The 25,259-nt window shown below is 71.4% G+C and carries 22 protein-coding genes; 6 read left to right on the top strand and 16 right to left on the bottom strand.

What is annotated here, in order from left to right; genetic code table 11:
* From BJ961_RS03740 to BJ961_RS03725, 4 genes are read right to left on the bottom strand one after another with little or no spacing between them, the layout of a single operon-like run.
* The gene (locus BJ961_RS03740; protein WP_271319869.1) at positions 1-2,868 is read right to left on the bottom strand and encodes a beta-ketoacyl synthase N-terminal-like domain-containing protein; all 2,868 of its coding nucleotides are present in this window, start codon (positions 2,866-2,868) and stop codon (positions 1-3) included.
* Positions 2,855-3,691 carry a 4'-phosphopantetheinyl transferase family protein gene (locus tag BJ961_RS03735; protein WP_271319868.1) on the bottom strand — a complete coding sequence of 279 codons (837 nt, stop codon included), beginning with the start codon at positions 3,689-3,691 and terminating at the stop codon, positions 2,855-2,857. The genes BJ961_RS03740 and BJ961_RS03735 overlap by 14 nt, the downstream gene beginning before the upstream one ends.
* Positions 3,663-8,660, bottom strand: coding sequence for an SDR family oxidoreductase (locus tag BJ961_RS03730; protein WP_271319867.1), 4,998 nt, complete (start codon positions 8,658-8,660; stop codon positions 3,663-3,665). Before BJ961_RS03730 ends, BJ961_RS03735 begins: the two co-directional genes overlap by 29 nt.
* Before the next feature lie 16 nt (positions 8,661-8,676).
* Positions 8,677-9,867, bottom strand: coding sequence for an aminotransferase class I/II-fold pyridoxal phosphate-dependent enzyme (locus BJ961_RS03725; RefSeq protein ID WP_271319866.1), 1,191 nt, complete (start codon positions 9,865-9,867; stop codon positions 8,677-8,679).
* 248 nt (positions 9,868-10,115) lie between these two features.
* Between BJ961_RS03725 and BJ961_RS03720 the strand changes: the two genes are divergently transcribed.
* From BJ961_RS03720 to BJ961_RS03710, 3 genes are all read left to right on the top strand, one after another.
* Entirely contained in the window at positions 10,116-10,718 is a 603-nt protein-coding gene (locus tag BJ961_RS03720; RefSeq protein ID WP_271319865.1) for an RNA polymerase sigma factor, read from the top strand.
* A 23-nt stretch (positions 10,719-10,741) separates the two neighbouring features.
* Positions 10,742-12,247, top strand: a complete 1,506-nt coding sequence (locus tag BJ961_RS03715) for a DHA2 family efflux MFS transporter permease subunit (protein ID WP_271319864.1) — start codon at positions 10,742-10,744, stop codon at positions 12,245-12,247.
* Positions 12,248-12,399: 152 nt separating this feature from the next.
* Positions 12,400-12,624 (top strand): acyl-CoA carboxylase epsilon subunit, encoded by a 225-nt coding sequence (locus BJ961_RS03710; RefSeq protein ID WP_271319863.1) that lies wholly within the window; start codon positions 12,400-12,402, stop codon positions 12,622-12,624.
* Between the two features lie 52 nt (positions 12,625-12,676).
* Here BJ961_RS03710 and glmM read toward each other — a convergent pair whose 3' ends face one another.
* The 4 genes from glmM to BJ961_RS03690 all read right to left on the bottom strand — a co-directional run bounded on the left by glmM (position 12,677) and on the right by BJ961_RS03690 (position 16,679).
* Complete coding sequence (gene glmM / locus BJ961_RS03705; protein WP_271319862.1) at positions 12,677-14,035, bottom strand: phosphoglucosamine mutase; 1,359 nt, start codon at positions 14,033-14,035, stop codon at positions 12,677-12,679.
* A gap of 220 nt (positions 14,036-14,255) precedes the next feature.
* Positions 14,256-14,780, bottom strand: a complete 525-nt coding sequence (gene rpsI / locus BJ961_RS03700) for a 30S ribosomal protein S9 (protein ID WP_153178381.1) — start codon at positions 14,778-14,780, stop codon at positions 14,256-14,258.
* Between the two features lie 42 nt (positions 14,781-14,822).
* Positions 14,823-15,266: a 50S ribosomal protein L13 gene (rplM, locus tag BJ961_RS03695; RefSeq protein WP_003974239.1), complete on the bottom strand. Its 444-nt coding sequence runs from the start codon at positions 15,264-15,266 to the stop codon at positions 14,823-14,825.
* A gap of 207 nt (positions 15,267-15,473) precedes the next feature.
* On the bottom strand, positions 15,474-16,679 hold the full coding sequence (locus BJ961_RS03690; protein WP_271319861.1) for a glycosyltransferase 87 family protein: 1,206 nt from the start codon (positions 16,677-16,679) through the stop codon (positions 15,474-15,476).
* Positions 16,680-16,753: 74 nt separating this feature from the next.
* On the opposite strand from BJ961_RS03690, the gene BJ961_RS03685 reads away from it, so the two are divergent.
* Positions 16,754-17,662: a hypothetical protein gene (locus BJ961_RS03685; protein ID WP_271319860.1), complete on the top strand. Its 909-nt coding sequence runs from the start codon at positions 16,754-16,756 to the stop codon at positions 17,660-17,662.
* A 15-nt stretch (positions 17,663-17,677) separates the two neighbouring features.
* Here the strand turns inward: BJ961_RS03685 and BJ961_RS03680 are convergent, their stop codons facing one another.
* Complete coding sequence (locus BJ961_RS03680; RefSeq protein WP_271319859.1) at positions 17,678-19,045, bottom strand: cellulose binding domain-containing protein; 1,368 nt, start codon at positions 19,043-19,045, stop codon at positions 17,678-17,680.
* 508 nt (positions 19,046-19,553) lie between these two features.
* Between BJ961_RS03680 and BJ961_RS03675 the strand changes: the two genes are divergently transcribed.
* Both BJ961_RS03675 and BJ961_RS03670 read left to right on the top strand, forming a co-directional pair.
* Positions 19,554-20,633 carry a glycosyltransferase family 2 protein gene (locus BJ961_RS03675; protein ID WP_271319858.1) on the top strand — a complete coding sequence of 360 codons (1,080 nt, stop codon included), beginning with the start codon at positions 19,554-19,556 and terminating at the stop codon, positions 20,631-20,633.
* A 35-nt stretch (positions 20,634-20,668) separates the two neighbouring features.
* Positions 20,669-20,875: a hypothetical protein gene (locus tag BJ961_RS03670; RefSeq protein WP_271319857.1), complete on the top strand. Its 207-nt coding sequence runs from the start codon at positions 20,669-20,671 to the stop codon at positions 20,873-20,875.
* 27 nt (positions 20,876-20,902) lie between these two features.
* Here BJ961_RS03670 and truA read toward each other — a convergent pair whose 3' ends face one another.
* The 7 genes from truA to infA form a co-directional block, all read right to left on the bottom strand.
* Positions 20,903-21,760: a tRNA pseudouridine(38-40) synthase TruA gene (truA, locus tag BJ961_RS03665; protein WP_271319856.1), complete on the bottom strand. Its 858-nt coding sequence runs from the start codon at positions 21,758-21,760 to the stop codon at positions 20,903-20,905.
* Positions 21,761-21,904: 144 nt separating this feature from the next.
* Positions 21,905-22,411: a 50S ribosomal protein L17 gene (gene rplQ, locus BJ961_RS03660; RefSeq protein ID WP_271319855.1), complete on the bottom strand. Its 507-nt coding sequence runs from the start codon at positions 22,409-22,411 to the stop codon at positions 21,905-21,907.
* 162 nt (positions 22,412-22,573) lie between these two features.
* Complete coding sequence (locus tag BJ961_RS03655) at positions 22,574-23,596, bottom strand: DNA-directed RNA polymerase subunit alpha (protein ID WP_003966937.1); 1,023 nt, start codon at positions 23,594-23,596, stop codon at positions 22,574-22,576.
* Positions 23,597-23,751: 155 nt separating this feature from the next.
* Positions 23,752-24,156, bottom strand: a complete 405-nt coding sequence (gene rpsK / locus BJ961_RS03650) for a 30S ribosomal protein S11 (protein ID WP_003948617.1) — start codon at positions 24,154-24,156, stop codon at positions 23,752-23,754.
* Between the two features lie 64 nt (positions 24,157-24,220).
* The gene (rpsM, locus tag BJ961_RS03645) at positions 24,221-24,601 is read right to left on the bottom strand and encodes a 30S ribosomal protein S13 (RefSeq protein ID WP_271319854.1); all 381 of its coding nucleotides are present in this window, start codon (positions 24,599-24,601) and stop codon (positions 24,221-24,223) included.
* 221 nt (positions 24,602-24,822) lie between these two features.
* Entirely contained in the window at positions 24,823-24,936 is a 114-nt protein-coding gene (rpmJ, locus tag BJ961_RS03640) for a 50S ribosomal protein L36 (protein ID WP_003974245.1), read from the bottom strand.
* A gap of 68 nt (positions 24,937-25,004) precedes the next feature.
* Positions 25,005-25,226 (bottom strand): translation initiation factor IF-1, encoded by a 222-nt coding sequence (gene infA / locus BJ961_RS03635; protein ID WP_004927214.1) that lies wholly within the window; start codon positions 25,224-25,226, stop codon positions 25,005-25,007.
* Positions 25,227-25,259: the final 33 nt, after the last annotated feature.

Raw genomic sequence — 25,259 nt, 5'->3', positions numbered from 1 at the left:
TCACCTCGTGACGGTGGAGGGGACGGCGGGAGTGCCGGAACTGTCGGAACGCAGCAGACGCAGGGTCAGCTGGGCCTTGCGTGCGAGGTCGACCCACGACGCGTAGCTGAAGCCGAGCCGGTATCCGCCCGGTGCCGGGGAGCCGATGCGGTCGAGCGGGACCAGCTCCCCGCGCGCCAGCTGCTCCAGCTGGGCCAGGAGCTGCTCGTAGGTGGGGGCGACGAGGTAGCCGGTGCCGGGGTCGTCGGGCGAGGCGGCGACGGTCTGCGGGCTGTGCTCGGGCACGGCGGGCTCCTCGTCGCCGACGACCGAGTCGTCGCGGCGGATGCGCAGCGCGTAGCCCCAGCCGGACTCGATCTGCGGGAGCTTGACCCGGACCAGGTCGGGGCGGTCGGCGCCCTGCTCCTCGGCGCGCATCCGGGCGATCACCTCGACCGAGCGCAGGGCGCCGTCGGCGCCGTAGAAGAAGGGGACGCCGGGGCGGGCGACCGGGATGTCGGCGTCGGCGCAGCCGACCCCGTCGATCACGGCGAGGACCTTCTCGTCCTCGGTGACCTTGCCCAGCGGTTTCACCACGAGGAAGGCGGCGCCCTCTCCCGGTGTCAGGCCCTCGGTGTCGTGTCCGGCCTCCCGGAGCCGGCGCTCGAAGAGCTGGGTGAACTCGGGGGTGAGGTTGGCGTGCACCCCGCCGACGAGGGCGACGTCGCACTCCCCCTGCTCCAGGTTGCGCTTGGCGAGGCCGAGCGCCGTGCCGAAGGAGCACAGGTCGTCGTCGATGACGACGCCGGGGCCGCGCAGGTCGAAGATGTTCTGGATGCGGCCTGCGGTGATGTTGTCCATGTAGCCGGGCAGCGCGTTCTCCCGGGTGGGCGGGATGTAGCGGTGGACCTCGGCGGTGTAGGCCTCGACCAGTTCGGCCCGGGTCCGCTCGTCCAGCTCCCGGTACTCGGGCACCTCCTCCAGGGCCCGCTCGAACTCCACCAGCCGGATGCGGAAGTTGCGGTTGAGGCCGGACTCCAGGCCGCAGGTGGCGCCGACGAAGACGCCGGTGCCGACCCGGTCGGCCGGGACCGCGCCGTACTCGTCCAGCGCCTGCGCGGCGGCCATCACCGACAGCAGCTGCGCCCGGTCCAGGTCCTCCAGGATGTTGGGCGGGATGCGGAAGGTCCGCCACGGGAAGTCCAGGTCGGTGACGACTCCGCCGCGCCAGGTGCCCTCGGGGTCGTAGATCCGCGCGGCGTCCGGGTGCCAGCGGTCCCCGGGGAAGCCGGTGACCCCGGCGCCGGGCTGCCGTTCGGCGACCAGGCCCGCGGTGTCCCGGGCGTAGGGGGCGACGCAGCCGATGCCGAGGACCGCGAGGGGGTCGCCCGCGGTGCTGCGGCCGCTGCCGGTGTGACTCTGCTGCTCCAGGGCGGCGTCGGCGTGGTGCACGGGGTCGTACTGCTCGACGACGACGCTGGTGTTGACGCCGCCGAAGCCGAAGGCGTTGGTCAGCGCCCGGCGGGGCCGGCACTCCTGCGGGGCCTGCCACGGCTCGGCCGCGACGGGCACCCGGAACGGCGAGCCGTCCAGCTTCATGGCCTCGGGGGCGCGGGTGAAGGCGTGGGTGGGCGGCACGGTCTCGTGCTGGAAGGCGAGCAGGATCTTCAGCAGGTTGGCCATGCCGGCCGCCGAGAAGGTGTGCCCGATCTGGGCCTTGACCGAGCCGAGCCGGATGGAGGCGGGTGCCGTGCCGGATCCCTCGTACAGCTGCTGGAGGGAGCCGACCTCGACGAGGTCGCCGGTGGAGGTGGCGGTGGCGTGGGTCTCGACGTAGTCCAGCTCCCCCGGGCCCACTCCGGCGAGGTCGAGGGCGCGGCGCATCGCGGCGACCTGGCCGCGCGAGGACGGTGCGTAGATCGCCTTGCCCTTGCCGTCGCAGCGGGTGGCGACGCCGCGGATCACCCCGGCGATGGTGTCGCCGTCGCGGACGGCGTCGCTGAGCCGCTTCAGCAGGACGGTGCCGGAGCCCTCGCCGTTGATGAGGCCGCTGGCGCCCTCGTCCAGGGGGGTGCTGCGGGTGGCGGACAGGCCGCCGATCTTGGCGAAGCACACGTTGCCCGTGATGTTCATGTTGCCCTGCACGCCGGTGGCCAGGACCATGTCGTGGCTGCCGTCCTGGAGGTACTTGACGGCGGTGTCGATCACGGTGAGGCCGGAGGCGCAGGCCGCGTCGCCGATGGCCGCCGGTCCCGGCAGCCCGATCAGCCGGGCGACCGACTTGGCGACGCTGACCTGGAAGACGTGCGCGGCGGGTCCGCTGTCGGCGTCGTAGAGCCGGTTCCTGACGGCGGCCGGGAAGCCGCTCTCCAGGGCCGCCCGCCGGTCGCCGTCCAGCCGCCGGAAGGCCTCGCTGCCGCGCAGGTGGTGCAGCACCTCGGCGGACCGGAAGGTGAGCGAGGACTCCATGACGGCCTCGTCGCCCAGCATGTTGCCGACGAACAGCGCGGTGTCGGTGGAGGTCAGCCGGCTCGGGCTGTACCCGGACATGCGCAGGGCCTGGAGCACGGTGTCGAGCACCATGAGCTGGGTGCGGTTCAGCTCGGCGACGCCCTCCCGGCCGATGCGGGTCAGCTCGTCCAGGCCGGTCGGTCCGGCGTAGTCGTCGAGGAAGCCTCCCCAGCGGCAGTAGGTCTTGTCCACGACGCGCTTGTCCTCGTCGTGGTAGTTCTCCCAGTCCCAGCGCTCGGACGGCGGTGAGCCGATGCCGATCCGGCCGCCGAGGATGTTGCGCCAGAACGTGTCCGCGTCGTACGAGTCCGGTGGGAAGACGCAGCCGTATCCCACGATGGCGACGGGGTCGAACCCCTCGTATTCAGTCCCAGGCACGGAGCTGCCCTTTCTGCTGGTGGCCGTCCGGTGGCCGGGGGGCCACGGAGGCGATGGCGAAGATGTGGTCGGTGACCCGGCCGTAGCGGACGGCGACCCGGTGACCCGGATCGGCCCCCGCGGGGAGGGTGATGTCGAAGACGCCGGCGTCCTCGGTGGCCGCGCGCAGCCGGGCGGTCCCCCAGCCGTGTGCGAAGCCGATGCCGTACGCCTTGAGCAGTGCTTCCTTGACCACCCACAGCGCGGCGCCGCGGTGGCCGGTGTCGAAGGCCGGGAACACGCTCTCGGCCAGGGCGCTCTCGTGGTCGGTGAAGACCGTGCGGCGCAGCACCGGACCGAAGCCGCGCAGCGGTTCCAGGTCCACGCCCACCCGGCCGCCGCGGGCCACCGCGCACACGGCGAACCGGAGGGTGTGCGCGAGCGAGATGTCCGTGACGTGCCGGCCGGCCCGGTCGGCGAGCCCGGGGGCGCACCAGGTGAGTTCCGGCTTGCCCGCCCGGCCCCCGGGCTTGTTGCCGAGGACGGCCAGCTCGCCGGGGAGCACGGGCACCCCGGCGCGTTCCAGGGCCAGGCACACCAGGCGCTTGGCCGCGACCCGTCCGGCGAGCCACTCGACCCGCCGCTTGGGTACGGCGATCCGGGTGAGGACCGGAAGTTCGGGCGGGGCCAGGTAGTGCGCCGGGTAGGCCGCGGGGGCGGCCGCGTAGTCCCCGCGGACCTGCTCGATGGGGAGCCACTCGACGGTCACGGTGCCGCCCCCGGGCAGCGGGGTCCCGCTGCCCGGCCAGGCGGTCTCAGTCCAGGAGACGCGTATCGCCCTCATCCCGCCCCACCTGTGTGACGACCAGGTCCCGTATCTCGCAGAGCGCGTGGCCCGCGGCGTCCCTGATCACGGTGCCGACGCGCAGGTCACCGGGTTTGCCGCCCGGGTCCGCCGCGACGGTGGAGTCGGAGTGCACGGTCTCCCCCGGCAGCGGTACGCGGTAGAAGCGCATCGCCGCGATGGACACCGGCACGACGTGGCTGCCCAGGTGGTGGTAGGCCCACAGCAGGGTGGACCGCCACGCGTTGTCGATGACGAGGGGCAGGGTCCGCAGCCGGGGCGTGGACACGGAGGAGAACAGTCCGCGTCCGGCGTCGACCACGATCTCGCTCACCGTCCGGCCCGCCTCGACGTCGCCGACGAACCCGATCCGCCGTACCTGGCGAAAGCGCGGGCCGAAGGTGATCTGCCGGGCGGCCCGGGCGTAGAACCGGTCGATGTCCAGCTTGGCGGACTCCTCGACCAGCGCGGCGAGTCCGGGGTCCGGCGGGGGCGGGTCGGCCGGCCGGCGCGCGAAGAGGTAGGTGCCGCGGGAGTGGAGCCGGCCGGTCTCCAGGACCCGGCCGTCGGCGGTGACCAGGTCGGAGCGGATCTCCGCGCGGATCCGGCGGGTCCCTTCGTCCCGCTCCGCTTCGGCGCCCGACGGTGCCGCTGCCGCTGCTTCGGCTTCGGCTTCGGCTTCGGCTTCGAAGGCCAGGCGGGTCGGGAAGTTCGGCAGGTGCTTGACGAACTTGAGGAACTCGACGTTCTCCGCGGCGACAACCGTGTGCTCCGGCACCAGCAGTCCGGCCGCCTGCACGTGCCCCTCGATGTGCAGCACGCCGGGGTAGGTCCCGGCGCCCTTGACCCGGTGGTCGTCGAGGTAGCGGTCGGCGCGCGGATCGAGCCGTTTGGCGGCCCTGACCCGGACGCCGGTGACCTCCGAGACCGTGTCGAGCAGGGGCAGCGCGATCCGGTCCCGGACGCTGCCGTCGGGGCCGACGGGGACGCCCACCCCGGTGCGGGCGGCGTCCATCGAGGCGTCCTGGCCGCCGTAGCTGTTCTTGCCGATCTCGCCGAAGACCAGCACCTCGGGGTCGTCTCCGCCCTGGAAGACCTCCCGGGCGAAGTGCTGGACGCCTTCCTCGACGCTCAGGTAGCGCAGTCCGCGCCCCTGCTCCTGGACGCGCCGCACGGCCTCGGTGGCGGCCATGCCGACGTCGGCCCAGCCCGTCCAGCACAGGGTGAAGACGCGCAGGCCGGGGTTGCGCCGGGACAGCAGCGCGGAGAGCTTGGACACGAGGTCGGCGCCGGCGGTGTAGTCGACCTGGCCGTCCATGCCGAAGCGGCCGAGGAAGGAGCCGAAGAAGCCGAAGAACTTCAGGTCGTCGTGCTTGACGGCGTGCCAGAGGTGGTGGGCCCCGTCGGCCTTGACCCGGACCACGTGCCGGGCGTGGTCCAGTGCCTTCTTGGGGACCGCGGCGACCGAGTCCAGGCCCGCGGCGTGCACGACGCCGTCGATCCGGCCGTACCGCTCCCGCAGGGCCCCGATGGTCGCGGCGACCTGGTCGCCGTCGGACACGTCGCAGACCTCGTAGACGCACAGCGGGTTGACGGCGTGCAGTTCCTGGATGTTCCGGTACAGCTCACGGGCGTTGGCGAGGGCCCCGAACTGCTTCTTCGCCTCGACGGGGGTGATGGCGGGGTTCTTCTTCTTGGCCTGCGGGAACCAGCTCCGGCCGAGTGCGGCGAAGCCCTCGTCGTCCAGCGCCATCCAGTCCTCGGTGCCCTCGGCGGGCCGGGTGCGGCCGAGGACGACCACCCGTACGCCGTCCAGGTGGGCCAGTTCCCTGGCGCAGGCGTAGGTGATGCCGCGCGAGCCGCCGGAGAAGACGACGACGCTGCCCGGTTCGAGGCTCAGCGGTCGCTGCCGTTCGTGGGTGCCGATCTCGTGCGGGAGCACCTGGACGATCTTGCGCAGCCCGCGCAGGTGGCCGACCTCGACGGTGGGCTCCGCGTCGGTGCCCAGCTCGGCCAGCAGGAGACCGGCCGCGGTGGGGGCGTCGCCCTCGGTGAAGTCGACGACCTTGACGCGGGTGTCCGGGAGTTCGAGGTCGAGGCTCTTGGCGAAGCCGGCGGTCAGGCCGCCCAGGGGGTCCATCGCGCCGTCGGCCTCCAGGCCGAAGACCCCGCCGACCGCGGTGGCGGCGAACCAGGCGCCGTCGGCGCCGGCCCGGGTGAGGTCGGCGAAGTAGGCCTTGGCGGCCAGCAGGTTGACGGTGAAGTGCTCGTCGGAGACGGCGCTCCACTCGTCGGCGGGACGGTCGAAGGAGGTGGTCGCGGCGACCGGGTCGGGCCCGCCGCCGTAGGGGTGCAGGTTGACGACGACCTGGACCTCGCGGCCCTCGCGTGCGCTGTCCAGTGCGCGGGCCAGGGAGTCGTGGTCGGTGAAGTCGGCGCGGGCGGTGGGCCAGTCGTCCGGGAGCGGGGCCCCTTCGGGTGCCACGACGCAGGGGTGCGCGCCGCGCTCGGCGAGACGCGGGAGCACCTCGCGGGCGAGGGCCGTGTCCCGTCCGGTGATCACCACGACCGCCTTGCCGTCCAGGGGGAACGGCCGGGCGCCGGGGTGGTCGAGCGGGCTCTCGACCGCGAGGGGGACGTACCGCCCCGCGATCCTGTCGACCGTGCGCTCCAGGACGGGCGGCAGCACCGGCCGGGCGGGCGCTGCCCCGGGTATGTGGCTGTCGTCGGATCCGCCGTCGCCGCCGCCCGGGTCCGAGGCGCCGCCGCCGCGCGGGCTGCGGCCGGTGGCGGCCTGGAGTCCGGCGACGAACTCGGCGATGCGGTGCAGGGTGTTCAGCGACGCCGTGTCGACGTCCTCCACCACCGGCAGGTCCAGCACCTCACGGACCTCACCCAGGATCTCCGCCTGCCGCACCGAGTCGATCCCCAGATCCGCCTCCAGATCCAGATCCGCCTCCAGCAGATCCGCCGGATACCCCGTCTTCGCCTCCGCGACCTCCCACACCACCCGCTCCGCCTCGGCCAGCACCTCCGCCGTCACCACGGCAGGCCCCACGGGCCCCACGGGCTCCACGGACGCCGGGGACTCCGGGGCCTCCGGGGCCCCGGCGGCGGACGCGACCGGTGCGGGCAGGGTGGCGGCGCGGAGTCCGGCGACGAACTCGGCGATGCGGTGCAGGGTGTTCAGCGACGCCGTGTCGACGTCCTCCACCACCGGCAGGTCCAGCACCTCACGGACCTCACCCAGGATCTCCGCCTGCCGCACCGAGTCGATCCCCAGATCCGCCTCCAGATCCAGATCCGCCTCCAGCAGATCCGCCGGATACCCCGTCTTCGCCTCCGCGACCTCCCACACCACCCGCTCCGCCTCGGCCAGCACCTCCGCCGTCACCACGGCAGGCCCCGCGGGCTCCACGGACTCCGGGGCCTCCGGGGCCCCGGCGGCGGACGCGACCGGTGCGTCCGGGACGGGCGCGGCCGCCGGGGTCGCCTGGGCCGGGGTGTCCGGTGCTGCGGCGGTCTCCCGTGCCGTCGCGGCCGGGGCGCTCACCCCTCGGGAGGCGTCGACGAGCCGGTCGAGCAGGTGCCCGAGCGGGGCGTCCGACTCGGTGGGCACGACCGTGTCCGCCAGCCCGAGGTGGGCGGCGAGCGCGGCGGCCAGTTCCTCCCGCACCCGGGGGCTCAGGCCGAGGCTCGCGCCCATCAGCTGGGCCGGGTCGAGGAGCCGTACGGGGTAGCCGGTGGTGCGGGCCACCACCTGGAGGAGTTCCTCGCGCAGGTGGACCGGGTCCGGGGCGCCGTCGCCCGCCGGCTCGCGCGGGGCCGCGTCCGGCTGCGGCCCGCCGCGGCCGGTCAGCTCGTGCACCTCGGCGAAGGCGGTGAAGCGGCGCATGCTCTCCACGCCGCCCAGCGACTGGATGTTGGTCGGCGTGACCAGCACGTCCCCGTCGGCGTCGGCGAGGATCCGCTCGGTCAGCCCGGAGAGGATCGACTTGGGGCCGACCTCGACGAAGCTGTTGAGGCCGTCCGCGTGCAGCCGCCCCACCAGGTCCTGGAAGCTGAACGGCGTGACCAGCTGGCGGGCGAGCAGCAGCGGCAGGTCCGGGACGTCCTGCTCGGTGTAGTAGTCGCCGATCACCGTGGACAGCACGGGGGCCCGCGGGGCACGCCAGTCGAGCGCGGCGAGGGTGCGCTCCAGGTGCGGTACGGCGTCGGTGAGCAGGTCGGAGTGGAAGCCGTGCGAGACCCTGAGCCGGGTGGCCTTGATGCCGCGCTCCCGGCACAGCTCGGCGGCCCGGTCGATCGCGGCCGAGTCGCCGGAGAGCACCGTCTGGTCGGGCGAGTTGACGAGGCTGCGCACCAGGTAGCCGTTCTGGCCGCCGCGCAGCAACAGCAGCAGGCGGGCGAGCTGCTCGCGGCTGCGGTCGCTGTCGGTGTGCAGGCTCAGCATGCCGCCGCGCCGGTCCTCGGGGACGACCTTGACGGCCAGGCCCCGCCCGTACACCGCGCGTACGCCGTCCTCCAGGGAGAGCGCGCCGGCCGCCACGAGGGCGCTGATCTCGCCCAGGCTGTGCCCGATGTAGGTGTCGGCGGTGATGCCCTGGCTCTCCAGGACGCGGTGCACGACCATGCTGCCGGCGAAGATCGCGGGCTGCATGACCACGGGGTCCTGGAGCTCCTTGGCCGGGTCGTTGCCGCCGAAGCCGAACATCCGGCTGGTCAGGGTGTGTCCGGCCAGCGAGCGGTAGATCTCGTCGATGCGTTCGAACGTCCGGGCGGCCACCGGGTTCTCGGCGGCGAGGTCGGCGAACATGTCCGGGTACTGGGCGCCGTGGCCGGGGAACAGGAAGGCGGTGCGCAGGTCGGCACCGGTGGTGCCCAGGTAGACGCCCTGCGCCTGAAGCGCGCGCCGGCCGGCGGCGGTGGCCTTCCGCGCGGCGAGCGCCTCGGTCTGTGTGATGGTCATCTGTCTCTACGTCCCCTCAGGCCAGTACGTTGTGCCGCCGGGCGGCGTCACCCAGGAGTTCGACGGCGCGGTCCACGTCCTCGGTCGTCATCGCGGCGGTGACCGTGGCCCGGAACCGGGCCCGTCCCTTGGGCACCGCGGGGAAGATCGCACCGGAGATGTAGAGGCCGTCGGCCATCAGCTCCTTGGACATGCGCAGCGCGGCGATGTCGTCGCCGACGAGGATCGGGATGACGGGCGTGACACTGCCCAGCACCTCGAAACCGGCGCGGATGAGCCCGGAGCGGAAGCGCATGGTGTTCTCCCAGAGCTTCTCGGTGCGCCAGGGCTCGCGGCGCATCAGCTCCAGGGCCTTGAGCACACCGGCCACGGTCGGCGCGGGCAGGCTCGCGTTGAACATGTAGGCGTGCGCCGAGTGGCGCAGGTACTCGACGATGTCGCGGTTCGCGGTGACGAACCCGCCGACTCCGCCGAAGGTCTTGCTGAAGGTGCCCATGGTGATGTCGGGGACGATCCCGAAGTGCTCGCCCGCGCCCCGGCCGTTCTCGCCGAGGAACCCGGTGCCGTGGGCCTCGTCGACCATCAGCATCGCGCCGTACTGCTCGGTGAGGCGGTGGATGTCGTCCAGCGGCGCGATCTCGCCGTCCATGGAGTAGACGCCGTCGACCACGACGAACTTCTTCCGGGCGTCCGCGTTGCGCCGCAGGATGTACTCCAGCTTCTCCATGGAGTTGTGCTGGAAAATCTTCACGCTGCCCTCGGCCAGCCGGCAACCGTCGAGGATGCTCATGTGGTTGATCTGGTCCGTGATGACGACCGTGTCGCCGTCGCACAGGGCGGAGATCGTGCCGAGGTTGGCCATGTAGCCGGAGCTGTAGGTGAGGGCGGCCTCGGTGCCCATCCACTCGGCGAGCTTCTCCTCCAGCTCCAAGTGGAGCACGGTGGTGCCGTTGTTCAGCCGGGCCCCGCAGGCGCCGGTGCCATAGGTGTCCAGGGCGTCCTTGACCGCCTTGTTGATCTCCGGGTGCCCGGCGAGACCGAGGTAGTTGCCGCTGGTCAGCATGATGACCTCGCGGTGGTCGATCTCCGACCGGCCGCCCGGAGCGGCGGTGAAGGGCATTTCGAAGGTGTAGTAGCCGCTGTCCTTGAGGTCGCGGATCCGGTCGTTGACGGACGCGAGGGTCCGGGCGTACTCATCCGTGATCATTCGTGATTCCCCTCTCGGTGCGTCGCCCACCACCTCCGGCGGGCCGACCGGCCGGCGGGGCGAGCGTCACCCGACAGAGGGCGTGAACCGGCGTACGGATACCGGCCACGCACGCCGTTTCGCCGCCGCCTCCGAGCCGCTACTTCCGAGCACGGCGCCCGGCTACCGGGCGTCCAGTGACCTGCTACCCGGGTGTGGCACAAGAGAGTTCGACAGGTCCCTGCGGGGAGGACCGAAGGAGGTTCGACGTGGTCGGTACCACCGGGACCCGGACCGGAACGAGCACCACCGCGACCGGGTTCGACATGCCGGAGTCACCGGCGGAGCTGGTGGACGCCTGCTGTGCGGGCGACCAGGCGGCGTGGGCGCGTCTCATCCAGAGGCACCGGGCCGTGGTCTGGACGGTCGCCCGTTCGCACGGGCTGCGGCCCGCCGACTGCGAGGACGTCTGCCAGGTCACCTGGCTGCGGGTCATAGAGAACATCGGCTCACTCAACGACCCGGGCCGGCTCGGTGCCTGGATCGTCACCACGGCCCGCCGTGAGGCGCTCCGGGTGTCGGGCAGCAGCGGCAGGTACCACCTCGTCGACGACCTCTCGGAGTTCACCCACGAGACCGGGCACCAGACCACTCCGGAAGAGACGGTACTGAACCGGGCGGAGGGCGACCTCGTCCGCAAGGCGGTCCGGCACCTGCCGGCACGGCACCAGGCACTGCTGGGACTGCTGCTCCGCGATCCCCCCATGAGTTACGACGCGATCAGCGTGGCGCTCGCGATGCCGCGCGGCTCCATCGGCCCCACCCGTAATCGCATTCTCCGGCAAGCCAGGGATTTCCTGCGCGACATGTGACGCGACATGTGAGAGGACCAACCATGAGTGCCCAGACACAGGGCCATCCCGTCCGAACCTTCGTCATCGCCGCCGTGGCGATGTTCATCACCTCCCTCGACAACCTGGTGGTCACGACGGCGCTTCCGGCGATCCGTGACGACCTGAACGCGGGGCTCGACGAACTGGAGTGGACGGTCAACGCGTTCACCCTGACGTTCGCCGTGTTCCTGATGACGGGCTCCGCACTGGGCGACCGCTTCGGCCGTCGCCGCCTGTTCATGATCGGCACGGCGGTCTTCACCGCGGCCTCGGCCGTGGCCGCCATGTCGGACACCGCGAACGAGCTGATCGTCGCCCGCGCCGTCCAGGGCGTCGGCGGCGCGATCGTGGTCCCGCTGACCCTGACCCTGCTCTCCGCGGCCGTGCCGCCCGCCAAGCGCGGGGCGGCGCTGGGCGCCTGGGGCGCGGTCGCCGGTCTCGCCATCGCGCTCGGCCCGGTGGTCGGCGGCGCGATCGTGGAGGGCGCTTCCTGGCAGTGGATCTTCTGGATCAACGTGCCGCTCGGCCTGGTGCTGCTCCCGCTGTCCAAGCTGTGGCTGGCCGAGAGCCGGGGCGCCGCCGCCAAGCTCGACCTGGTCGGCACCGCGCTGCTCAGCCTCGGTCTGTTCGGCGTGGTCCTCGGTCTGGTCCGCGGCGGTGCCATCGGCTGGACGTCGGGCGAGGTCCTGGCCGGCTTCGTCGTGGGCGGGGCGCTGATCCTGGCGTTCCTGGTCTGGGAGAACCGCGTCCGGCACCCGATGCTGCCGCTGGGCCTCTTCCGCGGCCGTGCCTTCTCGATGACCAACCTGGCGTCCGTGCTGATGTACTTCGGCATGTTCGGCGCGATCTTCCTGGTCGCCCAGTTCCTCCAGACGGCCCAGGGCTACTCGCCGCTGGAGGCCGGTCTGCGGACCCTGCCGTGGACCGCGATGCCGATGGTGGTCGCCCCGATCGCCGGCGCCCTGTCCGACCGCTTCGGCGGCCGGATCATCCTGGCGATCGGCTTCGTCCTCCAGGCGATCGGCCTCGGCTGGTTCGCCCTGATCGCCAGCCCGACCGTGGGATACGGATCGCTGGTGGCCCCGTTCGCCATCCTCGGCGTCGGCATGTCGCTGTTCTACGCGCCGGTCGTGAACATGGTCTTCTCCTCGGTCCGCCGCGACCAGGAGGGCATCGCGTCCGGCGTGAACAACGCGGGCCGCGAACTCGGCGGCGTGCTCGGCGTGGCCGTACTGGCGGCGGTCTTCGCCGCGCAGGGCGGCTACGAGACGCCGCAGCTCTTCGTCGACGGCCTGGTGCCGGCGGTCTGGGTCGGCGCCGCGGTGGTCCTGTCCGCGGCGGTGGCCTCGATGCTGATCCCGACGGGCCTGCGCCCGGTGGGCGCCGCCGCCGAGGCGGAGGCGGCCGAGGCCGCGGCGACCGGAGCGGACCCGGCCGCGGCACGCCCGGCGGACGCGGCCACCGGCAAGGCGGCCGGTACGCCTCCGCACGCGACGATCGGCTCCTGACCCGCGCACGACCCGGCGGGGTGCGGCTCCCCGAGCCCTGCGCCCCGCCCCCGAACCGGCGGCCGGCCTACATCCCCGAGGCCGGCCGCCCCTTACCCCTCCCCAGCCCGCTCGCCCGCTCGCCCGCCCACCCGCCACGAACGGAGACTCCTGTGCCGGCAGAAGCGACACCCCTCGAGGAAACCCTGTGGAAAGTCGTCGCGGGCCACCCGACCCCGGAGGAACTGGCGGCCGTGACCGTGGTCCTCTCCCTCCTCCACCACCGCGCGGAGGAACACTCCACCCCCGCCCCGGTGCTCCCCCTGGCCCGCTGGCGCCACCCCGCGTCCCCCCGCCCGGCCGGCTCCTGGCGGGCATCGGAGCGGATGGCGTCCTGAACGCGTGAGGGGCGGGCCCCGTCGGGCCCGCCCCTCACGTGTATCCGTCCGCTCAGCCCAGCGCCGACTTCACCGCGTCGGCCAAGCGGCTCGCCACGGAGCGGGCCTGGTCGATGTCGGCGGCCTCGACCATGACGCGTACCAGGGGTTCGGTGCCCGAGGGGCGCAGGAGGACACGGCCCGTCTCGCCGAGGGTGCGCTCGGCCTCGACGACGGCCGTGGCGAGTTCCGCGGAGGTCTCGACCCGCGACTTGTCCACGTCCGGCACGTTGATCAGCACCTGCGGCAGCCGTTCCATGACGCCCGCGAGGTCGCGCAGCGTACGGCCGCTCTGGGCGACCCGCGCCGCCAGCATCAGGCCGGTCAGGGTGCCGTCGCCGGTGGTGGCGTGGTCGAGGACGATGACGTGGCCGGACTGCTCGCCGCCCAGGGCGTAGCCGTGCTCCTTCATCGCCTCCAGGACGTACCGGTCGCCGACGCCGGTCTGCACGAACCGGATGCCCTCGCGCTCCATGGCGAGCTTGAAGCCCAGGTTGGACATGACGGTCGCGACGACCGTGTCCGAGCGCAGCGCGTCCCGCTCCCGCATCGCCAGGGCGAGTACGGCGAGGATCTGGTCGCCGTCGACCTCCGCGCCGGTGTGGTCCACGGCCAGGCAGCGGTCGGCGTCGCCGTCGTGGGCGATGCCGAGGTCGGCGCCGTGCTCGACGACGGCGGCCTTGAGCAGGTCGAGGTGGGTGGAGCCGCAGCCGTCGTTGATGTTGAGGCCGTCGGGCACCGCGCCGATGGTGACCAGCTCGGCGCCGGCCCGCGCGAACGCCTCCGGCGAGACCCGGGAGGCCGCGCCGTGCGCCTCGTCCAGGACGATCTTCAGGCCGTCGAGGCGGTTCGGGAGCACCCCGACGAGGTGGGCGACGTACTGGTCGAGCCCCTCGTCGTAGTCGCGGACGCGGCCGACGCCGGCGCCGGTCGGGCGGTCCCAGGGGGCGCCGGTGCGGTGGTCGGCGTAGACGGACTCGATGCGGTCCTCCAGCTCGTCGGCGAGCTTGTGGCCGCCGCGGGCGAAGAACTTGATGCCGTTGTCCGGCATGGCGTTGTGGCTCGCGGACAGCATCACGCCGAGGTCGGCGCCGAGCGCGCCGGTGAGGTGGGCCACCGCGGGCGTCGGCAGCACGCCGACCCGCAGCACGTCCACGCCGGCGCTGGCCAGGCCCGCGACCACCGCGGCCTCCAGGAACTCCCCGGAGGCGCGCGGGTCCCGGCCGACCACCGCGGTCGCCCGGTGCCCGGCGAAGGTGCCCGCCTCGGCCAGTACGTGCGCCGCGGCGACGGAGAGGCCCAGCGCCAGCTCGGCCGTCAGATCCGCGTTGGCGACACCGCGCACGCCGTCCGTGCCGAAGAGTCGTCCCACTTGTCCTCCTGAGGAAACGTCAATTCCGGAAGCGGCTGCCGGTGCGGCCCACACAGTCGGCTCCCGAAGGCCCGGGCCGCATCGCCCGACCGTCGATCACATAAGCCTTAGAACGTCTTGTGCCGTTATACGCCCAACGACGGGGATAAACGAACGCCCCGGCAGCACAGTGGCGTGCCGCCGGGGCGTTCGGAGTACAGCCGGTACCAGCCGGTACGACTTAGCGCTTGCTGTACTGCGGGGCCTTGCGGGCCTTCTTCAGACCGGCCTTCTTGCGCTCGACCGCACGGTCGTCACGCTTGAGGTAACCGGCCTTCTTGAGCGCGCCGCGGTTGTTGTCCACGTCGGCCTCGTTCAGCGCGCGGGCGACACCGAGACGGAGCGCACCGGCCTGGCCGGAGACGCCGCCGCCGGAGATGCGGGCGATGACGTCGTAGCGGTTGTCCAGCTCGAGCACCTTGAAGGGCTCGTTGACTTCCTGCTGGTGCACCTTGTTCGGGAAGTAGTCCTCGAGCGTGCGCCCGTTGACCTTCCACTTGCCGGTGCCCGGGACGATCCGGACACGGGCGATGGCGTTCTTGCGGCGGCCCAGGCCGGCGGCCGGCTGGGGCTCGCCGAACGCGGACGCCATGGACTCCGAGGTGTACTCGCCCTCGACGGGCACCTCGGACTCGGTGGTGTAGCTGTCGATGTCGAGCTCTTCGAGCGGCTGCTCGGGAGTCGTCTCGGGAGTGGTCTCGGCCACGATGCTCCTCAGATTCTCTTCAGTCTTAAAGGGTGGCCGGAACTACTGCGCGACCTGGGTGATCTCGAACGGCTGCGGCTGCTGCGCGCCGTGCGGGTGCTGGTCACCCTTGTAGACCTTCAGCTTCGAGAGCATCTGACGGCCCAGGGAGTTCTTCGGGAGCATGCCCTTGATGGCCTTCTCCACTGCCTTCTCCGGGTTCTTGTCCAGGAGCTCGTCGTAGCGCACGGAGCGCAGACCGCCCGGGTAGCCGGAGTGGCGGTACGCCATCTTCTGGGTCCGCTTGTTGCCGGAGAGGTGCACCTTGTCGGCGTTGATGATGATGACGAAGTCACCGGTGTCGACGTGGGGCGCGTAGATCGGCTTGTGCTTGCCGCGCAGGATGGAGGCCGCAGTGGTGGCCAGACGACCCAGGACTACGTCCTGGGCGTCGATGACGTGCCACTGGCGCGTCACATCGCCGGGCTTGGGGCTGTACGTACGCACGGTTCGTAGCCTTCGCTTCTTCAGTGAGTGGTCCTGACATGGTCACCGAAGACGATCACGACAGCCCTGACCGCACCGCGGTGACGCATACCGCGTGCAGGTCGCTGGTCATCGGTCCCGGTGGACCGGTGTAAGGGCCCCTCACGTGAGAATGAGCAAGCCAATACACATACGACTGTGCAGAGTACCCGGGCCCCGGCTGCCGGGTCAAAACGGGGCCGCGGGCGCCCGCTCGGGCTCTGGCGCCCGCCCCGGGGGAATCCGGCCCCCGGCACCCGGCCCGGCGGCCAGGCTCCGGCGCGCGACCGTCACCGCCAGCACACACAGCGTGAAGGCGTCCCGGAAGGCCCGCCGCCGCTCCGATTCCAGCCAGGGCCAGGTCAGCCCCGGTACCTGGGGCACCAGGGAGATCCAGAACCACACCCCGCGGGCCACCGACCCGGCGTACGGCAGCCCGGCGAGCAGCAGCGGCAGGGCGACCAGGAGGTAGTGGTCGTAGGACGGCCGGGACACGAGGAACGCCGAGAGCATCAGGCCCGCGCCGGTCTCCGCGAGCCGCAGCGGGCCGGGGTCGGTGCGGCGCCAGCGCCGGTACGCGCAGAGCACCCCCGCGCACGCCGCCGCCGCCGCGAGCCCCTGCGCGAGCGCCGGGGGCACCCCGAGCCGGGGCAGTACGGCCGCCGGGGACGCCTCGTAGAGCCGTACGAAGCCGTCGTCGCCGTGCAGCAGGAAGGGCAGGGTGCGGGTGAAGAAGCCGGCCGGGTCGGGCATCGCCAGCGCCGCCGCGCCGGAGGCCAGCGCGGGCACCAGGACGGCCGCGGCCAGCGCCCGCCGGCGCCCGGCGAAGAGGAAGAGCAGGACGACCGGCGCGAGCAGCGGCTTGAGCGCCACGGCGGCGCCGATCACCGCCCCGGCCGCCGTCCACCGCCCCCGGCTCGCCAGCAGCAGGGCCAGCGGCAGCGCCACCGTCGCGGTCACCGTCCAGTTGCCGAGCCGCACCAGGTGCCCGAAGGGCGCGAAGCCCAGCGCGAGCCCGGTCAGTCCGAGGGCCGCGAGCCGGCTGCCGAGCGGCACGCGGTGCAGGAGCAGCGCGCAGGCCCAGGCCAGCGCCAGCAGGACGGTCACCGCGCACGGCACCAGCACCCGCAGCACCGCCCCGGGCAGCAGGGCCTGCGGGACGGCGGCCAGGACCGCGCTCGGCAGGTAGAGGAAGTGCGGGTCGTCGTAGGGGGAGCCGCCGGCCAGCCAGGTGCGGGCGGCCCGCACGACGATCGCGTTGTCCATCCCCCCGTCCGGGCCCACCCGCGCCGCGTGTGCGGCGCAGGCCGCCAGCACCGTCACGAGCACCGCCCACAGGTGCCCTCCCGCCGGCCGCACCAACCACCCGGAGATGTCGCTTTTGCCCGTCCGCATGAACGGAACGCTAGGCCCTGCGCCCCTCAAGTCCCCGCACCAGCGCGCCCTTCGGCCCGTCTAAGATGCCGCCCATGAGCTTTGGGCAGGGGGGACCTCAGTCGCAGTGGGATCCCTGGAAACCGCAATCGCAGCAGCCGCAGCCCCAGCAGTCGCAGCAGCCCTGGAACAGTGGTGACGGCGACAACACCCCGGACTGGGCCGCCCTCGCCGAGGCGTCCGAGGCCCGTGCCAAGCGGCGCCGGCTGCTCTTCATCGGTGGCGGCGCGCTGGCCACCGTGGCGATAGCCGGTGCCGTCGCCGTGGCCGTCGTCTCGGCGAACGGCTCCGACCAGGCATCCGACGGCCCCGCCTCGCAGCTCCCCTCGACGGCGGACATACCGAGTGCGACGGCCACGCAGCCGTCCTTCGCCCCGACCAGCGCCCCGCCGCCGCTGGACCCGAAGGACTTCGTCTCCAGCGCCAAGAAGGACACCGCCCCGCTCAGCCCGGACCTGCTCTTCTCCGGAACCCAGCTGACCATGGGCGAGACCGTCTACAAGAAGGGCCCGACGGCCGACACCCGCACCTGCGGCTCCGCCGTCCAGGGCACGCTGCCGAAGGTCCTGGACACCAACAAGTGCACGCGCCTGCTCCGCGTCACGTACACCCAGGGGGACACCGCCGTGACGGTCGGTGTGGCCGTCTTCGACTCCGAGGCGCAGGCCGCCAAGGCGAAGACGGACGCCGACAAGAAGAGCATCGTGCGCTCCCTGTCCGGCGGCGGCGTCAAGCCCTTCTGCACCGGCGCCGTCTGCCGCTCCACCACCAACTCCTACGGTCGCTACGCCTACTTCACCGTCGCCGGTTTCACGAACGGCAAGGACGTCACGGAGAAGTCCACCGGCGTGTTCAAGGCCGGCGACGACCTGGCCGAGTTCGCCTTCCGGCAGATCCGCCGCCGCGGCGAGGCCCAGGCGTCGGCGGCGGCCCAGGCGGGCTGACCGCCGCCTGCCCGGTCACTCCCCGAGCGTGTTCACGTACCTCGTTCCCGCGGCGGCGAAGCCGGCCGCGGCCTTCGCCGCGTCGTCCGGGGAGACGGCCTGGCCGGCCTGGAAGTACATCCAGTCGACCTGCATCGCCCAGGAGCGCTCCCCCTTGAAGGGGAGGTCGATGAACCAGTTGCTGAAGTTGATGCTCATCGCCTCCCGCGGGAGGTACGCCTTCCCGCTGGTGAAGAGCACGTCGCCGTCCACCGAGTAGGTGACCTCGCCGTCGGCCGCGGTCATGGCCAGGGTGTGCCAGCCGCCGAGCTTCACCTGGTGGGGCCGGGTCACCCGGTCGCCCAGGTCGCTGCTGCGCCAGCTGGTGGTGTCGAGGATCGGACCGTAGCGGCCCCAGCCGCCGTTGGCCATGTACTCGAAGTCGAGTTCGCTGTACTTCCGCGACGCGTGGTCCGGCGATATGGCGAAGAGCGACTGGGAGACGTGGTCCCCGTCCCGGCCGTTCACCGGTTCGTCGCTGAAGTGCACCCGGGCGACGAGGGTGCCTTCGCGGAACACCGGACGCGCGGTGTTCACCTCCGACTGCACCGTTCCCTTCTCGGTGCCGTCGGTACGGGCCTCCAGGCGCAGCGCCTGCCCGCCCCCGCCGTGCTCGCCGGCGGGGAACGTGACGCCCTTCGCGGACCACGAGTCCTCGACGCCGGGGCCGCCCGCGCCGCTGCGCACCTCCCAGCCGTTGGCGGCGAGCGACGGGTCGGCGGGGCCCGTGTAGGCGAAGTCGTCGAAGAGGAGTCCCGCCGACGGCCGTGCCGCTTCGCCGGGAGCCCCCGCGTCGGCGCGTCGCCCGGACCCCGCGGTCTCGCCGTCGGGCCCCTCGCCCCACACCTGGGTCCCGTCCAGGTAGGCCGTGACCCGCTCGGACTCCTGGTACGAGGTCTTGGCCGCGTCGAACGAGTAGTCGTCCGACTGGTCCAGTTGCCTGTGGTCGACGCGGTACAGCTGGAGCCCGATCGCCTGGGTCGTCCCGCCGGGCTCCAGGGTGGGGGCGTCGCCGGTGAAGCCGATCTCCAGATAGCGGTCGGCCTCGGCCCCGGCCTCCTTCGCGGCGGACGTGAGCAGGGTGACCTTGGAACAGCCGACGGACGTCTGCACGCAGTTGGCCGCGAACCGGGCGCCGTCGTCGGCCCGGTAGTGGTACCGGACGGTGACGTCGGCGAGGTCCACCGCCTTGCCGGAGGTGTTGATGACTTCCAGCCAGGGCGTGGCGACGTCGGTCACCGCCGGGCCTTCGGTGCGGTAGCGGACGGTGAGGGCCGCGGGGTCCCCCTCCGACGGCCACCATCGGTAGGCGGAGGCACCGGCGGCGGCCAGAAGCGCCACCACAGACGCAACGATAAGGAAACTCCGCCCCTTACCAGATGATTTACCGCGATGGGTCATGAAATACCCCGGATTCCATGGCTGAATGTCGAGCGAATCTTAGGCACATGGTCACCGAATCCCCACAACCGGCTCCATCCCTCCACTTACGTGACCTTGTTCACGCCGACATCGCACAACCCTTGCCGCGATTGCCGGAATTGTTGGGATTCACTGTCCTGTAACGGACAAGTGAGGACCAACGCTCCGTCCACTTTGCGCCGTATCCCATGACTTGTAGGCGCATGATCAAACATTCAACAGCCGTACATGCGTGCGGTATCTTCACAACCGCATTCACACAGCCCACACAAAGTGGGTCTGTCGCTCCAAAAGCAAACAGGGTGGGGGGATCGCCTTGTCCGTCATCGACACGGGCCACGACCGGGCTGAGTCGCAGCCGGCGGCTCGAAGCCGTCACCGGAGAGGCCGCGGTGGGCACGTCCGCGTCGCCCCCACCGCGACCACCCTGGTGTACGAGACCGTCATCCTGGTTCCCGCGCGGAACGAGGAGGTCGGCGTCCTCACCTCTCTCGACTCCCTGTCCCGGCAGACCCGCCGGCCCGACCTGATCGTCGTGGTGGTCAACAACTCCACCGACCGCACCGAGGACTTCGCGCTCCGGTTCGCCGAGGACGAGAGCACGCCCGAGACGGTCGTGCTGAACATCCCGGACAACCCCCACAAGAAGGCCGGCGCCCTCAACTACGGCCTGAACTGGCTCAGGCAGACCGTCGGCGGCCGTCTCAACGGCCGTGTGGGCCACATCCTCGTCATGGACGCCGACACCGAACTGCACTCCCGGTTCATCGAGCGCGCCCGGAACGTCATCTCGTCCGACCCCGACATCGGCGGGGTCAGCGCGGCCTGCCTCGGCCGTACCGACCTGTGGCGCAACCCCTGGCAGCGGTTCCTGCTGGGCATGCAGATCATCGAGTACGGCCGGGCGGCGAACTCGCGCTTCCGCAGGGACGTCCACACCATGTCGGGCGCCGGTTCCTTCTACCGGGCCGAAGCCCTGCAGGGCCTGATCGACTGGCGCGGCGAGGTGTTCTGGGAGGACCACCGCAACCTCGTCGAGGACTACGAGACCACGCTGGCGCTCAAGGAGTCCGGCTGGAAGGTCACGGCCAATCAGCTGTGCATCGCGTACACCGACCTCATGCCCACCCTGCGCGAGCTGATCCAGCAGCGCGAGCGGTGGAGCCGGGGCACCGTGGACGCACTGCGCCGCCGCGGCTGGACCAAGTTCACCTGGCACTCCATCATCACCATGGTGCTGGGCCTGTTCGGCTTCGCGTACATCTTCATCTGGGGCGCCCGCCAACTCGTCTCCGCGGCCCAGTACAGCCTGAGCACGCACCCGCTGCTGTGGGCCCTGCTCGCCTTCTGGATCGTGTATCCCGCGCTGCGGGTACGGACCCTGGGCTGGAAGGCGATGCTCGTCGAGGCCCTGCTCGTCCCCGAGTTGGTCTACACCGTCGTACGGGCCTACTGGCTCGTGTCGTCGATCCTCAAGTCCTTCGTGACCCGTGTGTCGGCCTGGAAGTAGCAGACAGCCAGGCAACGGACAGGCACAGGAGAAGCATGAACACCCTCAGAGGCCTCGGCGCCTGCGCGGTTCTCGCCGGCATCGCCTACACCGTCACGAAGGTCACCCAGGTCGACGTCATCGTCCTCGGCTTCACGTGCCTGGCGGTCACCGTCACCGTGCTGGGCTGGATACTCTCCATCAAGCGCAGCCGCCACGACCGCCGGGCGGCCGGCGGCGGCAGGCGTGCGCGCCGCTCCTGACACCACGCCACACCGGGCGCCGCGCGTTCAGCAGCAACCGCCCCCGGGCAGCGTCCTCTTGTTCCGCGCCTCCAGGTTCCGGGCCGCCAGCAGCTCGTCGGCCGGGTAGCCGACCTCCTCCAGGGTCAGCCCGTGCGGCCGTACGACGTGCACGGCCGAGTCCCGTACGCCCGCGGCGAGGACCTTCGCCGGCCAGTCGGGCCCGCGGTGCCCGTCGCCGACGAAGAGCAGCGCGCCGATCAGGGAGCGCACCATGTTGTGGCAGAAGGCGTCGGCCCGGACGGTGGCGGTGATGATCCCGTCCGCATCGCCCCGTACCAGGCTCAGTTCCTGGAGCGTCCGGATGGTGGTGGCCCCCTCCCGCTTCTTGCAGTAGGCGGCGAAGTCGTGCTCGCCCAGCAGACCGCGGGCGGCCTCGTTCATGGCGTCCACGTCGAGTGGCCAGTCGTGCCACAGGACGTGCCCGCGCAGCAGCGGGTCGACGCCCCCGGGGTTGTCGGTGACCCGGTAGGCGTAGCGCCGCCAGACCGCCGAGAACCGGGCGTTGAAGCCGCCGGGCGCCTCGCGCAGTGCCCAGACCCGCACGTCCCTCGGCAGCCGCCCGGCGAGCCGCTTGAGCAGCTTCGCACGGTGCTCGGCCCACACCGCGCGCGGCAGATCCACATGCGCGACCTGCCCCCGCGCGTGCACCCCTGCGTCGGTCCGCCCCGCCACGGTCAGCTCGTACGTCTCCGGCGACCGCGTCACGGTCCGCAGCGCGTCCTCGATCTCTCCCTGCACGGTCCGCCGCCCCCCGGCCTGCTTGGCCCAACCGGAGAACTCCCTCCCGTCATAGGAGAGATCGAGACGGACACGGACATGACCGGGCTGCACTTCGTCACTCACCCAGAAATCCTCTCACCCACACGAAAGCGGGCCCGCTCCTGGAAAGGAACGGGCCCGCCAACGCCCTGCCTTCAGGGGCGCGGGGAACTGCGCGACAAGCCACCACGAACCCGCAGCCGCCGACGCACAGCCCCCGGCAGACGCTTACGCGTCCTTGGACTCCTCGGCCGCAGCCTCGTCGTCGGCCTTGGCCGTGTCGACCTTGGCCTCGGAAACCTCGGCGGAGCCCTCGGCGTCCTTGGCCGCACGCTTCGTCGCGGCCTCGGCCTCACCGGTGGCCTGCTGCGCCACGGTCAGCGCCTCGACCAGCTCGATGACGGCCATGGGCGCGTTGTCGCCACGGCGGTTACCGATCTTGGTGATCCGGGTGTAGCCACCGGGACGGTTCTCGTAGCGCGGGCCGATCTCGGTGAAGAGCGTGTGGACGATGCTCTTGTCCGTGATCACCTGGAGCACCTGACGGCGGTTGTGAAGGTCGCCCTTCTTCGCCTTGGTGACCAGACGCTCGGCGTACGGACGCAGCTTGCGCGCCTTCGCCTCGGTGGTGGTGATCCGGCCGTGCTCGAACAGCGCCTTCGCGAGATTCGCGAGGAGCAGCTTCTCGTGCGCGGCGCTGCCGCCCATACGGGCACCCTTGGTGGGCTTCGGCATGGTGATTCTCCTAGGTGTCTGCCCCGGCCGTATCAGGTACCGAAGTCAGTATCCGAGCAGGCGGTCGCCCGTCGGAGACCCCGCGCCCCAAAGGGGCGCGGGGAACTGCGCGACCAGCCACAGCGGGCCGGCAGTCGAAAACGAACCGTCGAACCCGAGCCCTCAGTACTGCTCGGTCTCGACGAAGCCCGCATCCGCGTCGTCGTCCGCGCCGAACGCGTCCGCGGCGGCGGTCGGGTCGAACCCGGGAGGCGAGTCCTTCAGCGCAAGCCCCATACCCGCGAGCTTGGCCTTGACCTCGTCGATCGACTTCGCACCGAAGTTGCGGATGTCGAGCAGGTCCGCCTCGGAACGGGCCACGAGCTCACCCACGGAGTGGATGCCCTCGCGCTTGAGGCAGTTGTACGACCGAACGGTGAGCTCCAGCTCCTCGATCGGCAGCGCCAGATCGGCGGCGAGCGCGGCGTCCGTCGGGGACGGACCCATGTCGATGCCCTCGGCGTCGATGTTCAGCTCACGGGCCAGACCGAACAGCTCGACCAGGGTCTTGCCGGCCGACGCCATGGCGTCACGCGGACGCATGGCCTGCTTGGTCTCGACGTCGACGATCAGCTTGTCGAAGTCGGTGCGCTGCTCGACACGCGTGGCCTCGACCTTGTACGTGACCTTGAGGACGGGCGAGTAGATCGAGTCGACCGGGATACGGCCGATCTCCTGGCCCACCTGCTTGTTCTGCACGGCGGAGACGTAGCCGCGACCGCGCTCGACGGTCAGCTCCATCTCCAGCTTGCCCTTGCCGTTGAGCGTGGCGAGGACCAGGTCGGGGTTGTGCACCTCGACACCGGCCGGGGGCGCGATGTCGGCGGCGGTGACCAGACCCGGGCCCTGCTTGCGCAGGTACATCACGACGGGCTCGTCGTGCTCCGAGGAGACGACCAGCTGCTTGATGTTGAGGATCAGGTCGGTGACGTCCTCCTTGACGCCCGGCACGGTGGTGAACTCGTGCAGGACACCGTCGATGCGGATGCTGGTGACAGCAGCGCCGGGGATCGACGAGAGGAGGGTGCGGCGGAGGGAGTTGCCGAGGGTGTAGCCGAAGCCCGGCTCCAGCGGCTCGATGACGAACCGGGAGCGGAACTCGTCGACGACCTCTTCGGTCAACGAGGGACGCTGAGCGATCAGCATGTGGTGATCCTTCAGTCAGGGGCGCCCGCTATTTGACGCCCGACCAGTACTGCAAGGGTACGGGCGATACGACCCGAAAGAGCCGTACCGCCCGGAAACCCTGGTGAAGCGATGAAACGAGGTCGCGGTGAAGCGATGTCGCCGTGAGGCGAGAATCAGACGCGACGGCGCTTCGGCGGACGGCAGCCGTTGTGCGGGGTGGGCGTGACGTCCTGGATGGAGCCGACCTCGAGGCCGGTCGCCTGCAGGGAGCGGATGGCGGTCTCACGACCGGAACCCGGGCCCTTGACGAACACGTCGACCTTGCGCATGCCGTGCTCCTGCGCGCGACGGGCAGCCGACTCGGCGGCCATCTGCGCGGCGAACGGCGTGGACTTCCGGGAGCCCTTGAAGCCGACGTGGCCGGCGGAGGCCCAGGAGATCACGTTGCCGGTCGGGTCCGTGATGGACACGATCGTGTTGTTGAACGTGCTCTTGATGTGCGCGTGGCCGTGAGCGACGTTCTTCTTTTCCTTGCGGCGCACCTTCTTGGCAGCGCCCTGACGTCCCTTGGGGGGCATGTCGTTCTCCTACGGGAGGTGGTCGGTCCTACAGCGAAGACCGCTGAACAGCGTCCGCTGAGGACTACTTCTTGCCCGGCTTCTTCTTGCCGGCGATGGCGCGACGCGGGCCCTTGCGGGTGCGGGCGTTGGTGCTGGTGCGCTGACCGCGGACGGGCAGGCCACGGCGGTGACGCAGGCCCTGGTAGGTACCGATCTCGACCTTGCGGCGGATGTCGGCCTGCACCTCGCGACGGAGGTCACCCTCGGTCTTGATGTTGTTGTCGACGTACTCGCGGATCGCGACGAGCTGCTCCTCGGAGAGGTCCCGAACACGGGTGTTCGGGTCCACGCCGACGGCGGCGAGCGTCTGCTGCGAGAGGGTCCGGCCGATGCCGAACACGTAGGTGAGGGCGATCTCGACGCGCTTTTCGCGCGGGATGTCAACACCGGAAACGCGTGCCATTCAATGGCTCCAGTTGATGGTCGGAGGTCTTCCACAGAACCGGACCCCGGCCGCCGGCACCTTCACGCTGTGCGAAAGACACAGTCGAGGGCTTGGTACGGCTCGGGTCCCCGGCCTCCGAAACCGGGGGTGTCGGACGCCTGGGCATCCGGGTCCTGCGTATGAACATATTCAGCTCGCGTCGCGCGAAGTCCTGCGAATCGCGGAGGGACGGTGCTGCGTCAGCCCTGGCGCTGCTTGTGGCGCGGGTTGTCGCAGATGACCATGACCCGGCCGTGACGGCGGATCACCCTGCACTTGTCGCAGATCTTCTTGACGCTCGGCTTGACCTTCATGGGTGTGAGGTTCTCCGGGTCAGTTGCCGGCGGTCCCGAGCCTGACGGCGGTGGGACGTGGGCAAGATCTACTTGTACCGGTAGACGATCCGGCCACGCGTCAGGTCGTACGGAGACAGCTCCACCACGACCCGGTCGTCAGGGAGGATGCGGATGTAGTGCATGCGCATCTTGCCGCTGATGTGTGCCAGGACCTGGTGGCCGTTCTGGAGCTCGACCCTGAACATGGCGTTCGGAAGAGACTCGACGACAGTGCCCTCGATCTCGATGGCACCTTGCTTCTTGGCCACGCTTCGCCCTTCGAATCGACTACCTTGATCGAC

Source organism: Streptomyces lienomycini (assembly GCF_027947595.1).
In the GTDB taxonomy this organism is placed as follows: Bacteria; Actinomycetota; Actinomycetes; order Streptomycetales; family Streptomycetaceae; genus Streptomyces; species Streptomyces lienomycini.
Note: the sequence above shows the minus strand (reverse complement) of the source record. Positions and strands in the feature narration are given on the sequence as shown.